Below are 2,232 nucleotides of genomic sequence, written 5' to 3'. Positions count from 1 at the left end.
GGATGCCCAGGTAGGAATACACCTTTTGCTCAGCGTTGTCGCGGATGGTACAGGTATTGAAGAGAACCAAGTCTGCCTGTAGCTCGTCTTCGGCGGGCACATACCCCAGTGACTCCAGGATCCCGGCCATGCGCTCGCTGTCGGCCCGGTTCATTTGACAGCCAAAAGTGATGATGGAGTAGGTGGGAGCAGCCATGGCAAGACCAGAAGACAACGCAAGCAACCTTTACCTTTGAGCTTAGCGGATCCTTGGTGGCGGCGGAGGCGACCGCAGGTGCCGCCCACTGCCTCTCTCTCCGCTTGTTAGTCCGGCATGAGGGCGTGAACCTGCCTGCTGCCGTTGGGGTAGAGCAAGGCGCGCTTGGGGCCATGGATGGGATCCTCCACGATAATGGTTTGGTCGCGGCTGGCTCCCAGGGAGACGATGGCAATCGGTACCTGCATCAACTGGGCCAAAAACTTCAGGTAGTCGTAGGCTTCGGGAGGCAAGTCCTCAAGGGAGCGGCAGTCTTTGGTGGAGCACTTCCAGCCGGGCAGGGTTTCATAGATGGGCTTGCACTGGGCAAAGACGCGGGCATCGCTGGGAAAGTGACGGATCTCGCGCCCCTGGTACTCATAGGCAACGCACACCTTGATCTCGTCTAGGCCGTCTAGCACATCCAATTTGGTGATGGCCAGGCAGTCGAGGCCGTTGATCCGCACGGCATAACGCCCAATCACGCCATCGAACCAGCCGCAGCGCCGCTGCCGCCCGGTGGTGGTGCCAAATTCGGCTCCCGCTGCCCCCAGGTAAGCGCCAATCTCGTCCTTGAGCTCGGTGGGGAAGGGGCCTTCGCCGACGCGGGTGGTGTAGGCCTTGGCTACCCCAATTACCCGGTCGATGCTGGTGGGGCCGATCCCGGCACCAACGCAAGCACCACCGGCAATAGGATGGGAGGAAGTGACATAGGGGTAGGTGCCGTAGTCGAGATCCAGCAGCGTGCCCTGTGCCCCCTCGAAGAGAATATTTTGCCGCTCTTCGATGGCCTGGGTGAGGAGCAGGGCGGCGTCGGTGACGTAGGGGCGCAGCCGCTCCGCATAGGCCAGGTATTGCTCGATGATTGGCTCAGGATCCAGAGGGGGTAGGTTGTAGATTTTTTCCAGCAAAACGTTCTTGTAGGGAATGGCCCAACTGAGGCGCTCCCGCAGTTGATCGGGATACATCAAGTCCACGACGCGGATGCCCATGCGCTCGGCCTTGTCGGCGTAGGTGGGGCCAATGCCTCGCCCGGTGGTGCCCAGCCTATAGATGCCGCGCCGCTCTTCCTCGGCCACGTCGATGACACGATGGTAGGGCAGGGTCACGTGGGCGGTTTCGGCGATGTAGAGGTTGTGGGTGGAGATCCCCAGTTGGTGCAGTTGGTCGATCTCGGCCAGCAACACCTCAGGGTCGATCACCGTGCCACTGGCGATGATGCAGCGCTTGTCGGGGTAGAGGATGCCGGAGGGGATCAGGTGCAGCTTAAAGATTTGGCCCCCCACCACCACGGTATGTCCTGCGTTAACCCCGCCTTGGTAGCGGACGACCACATGCGCCTTTTCACTGAGGAGGTCGGTGATCTTACCTTTTCCTTCGTCGCCCCACTGGGCACCGACAACCACAACGTTTGCCAAGAGCTTCTCCTACAGTCTGTGAACGGCACAAAAAATCCCCTTTGCGGGGTTGCTGCACTAATTTACCCCATTGCTCGGGGGGGTGTTGAGGGTTTTTGACAAAAAGGTTAACAATCGATTAACTTTTCCGTCCTCAACTCCCCGGCTTGAACAGGCCGATGGCGGTCACTTGGTTGGAGCCCACCGCAAAGACAAAGGACAGGCCCAGGGCATCGTAGTTGACGTAGTAGCGATCCTCCCGCAGGTATTCCCGACTGCCTTTGGGGTAGGGCACCACCTCGTTGTAGCCGTTTTCGCCGGGGCCGCCGTAAACGGCGATCACTTCGGAGTAGGTGGAGCCAATGCGGATCCCTTCGCCAGTCATGGCTTCGGGGTGGGTGGTGTAGATGCGGTCGGCAAAAAAGCTATTGAGAACGCCCGGACGGCGGTAGGCAAAGAGGATGTAGTCTTGCAAGTAGAAGATCTTCAGGTCGCTGTTGGGCTGGAAGACGTTGGCCCGCGACTCGGCGGGGATTAGATCCACGTTGCCCAAAAGGTGGGTATCGACGTTGCGGGTATCCATGCCCAGGACAAAACGAC

The 2,232-nt window shown here is 59.6% G+C and carries 1 protein-coding gene and 2 pseudogenes; all 3 read right to left on the bottom strand.

Translation table 11 applies throughout. The features are described from left to right. A pseudogene (locus tag NW835_RS09060) lies at positions 1–196 on the bottom strand (tRNA (N6-isopentenyl adenosine(37)-C2)-methylthiotransferase MiaB); the annotation flags it as partial. A gap of 107 nt (positions 197–303) precedes the next feature. Then, positions 304–1,653, bottom strand: a complete 1,350-nt coding sequence (locus NW835_RS09055; RefSeq protein WP_414364798.1) for an adenylosuccinate synthase — start codon at positions 1,651–1,653, stop codon at positions 304–306. A 133-nt stretch (positions 1,654–1,786) separates the two neighbouring features. Then, a pseudogene (locus NW835_RS09050) lies at positions 1,787–2,232 on the bottom strand (peptidase S41); the annotation flags it as partial.

Origin of the sequence: Synechococcus sp. OH2 (genome assembly GCF_047462155.1) — a bacterium.
GTDB lineage: Bacteria > Cyanobacteriota > Cyanobacteriia > Thermostichales > Thermostichaceae > Thermostichus.
The sequence above is the reverse complement of the archived record's forward strand: the minus strand, read 5'-3'. Positions and strand labels throughout refer to the sequence as shown.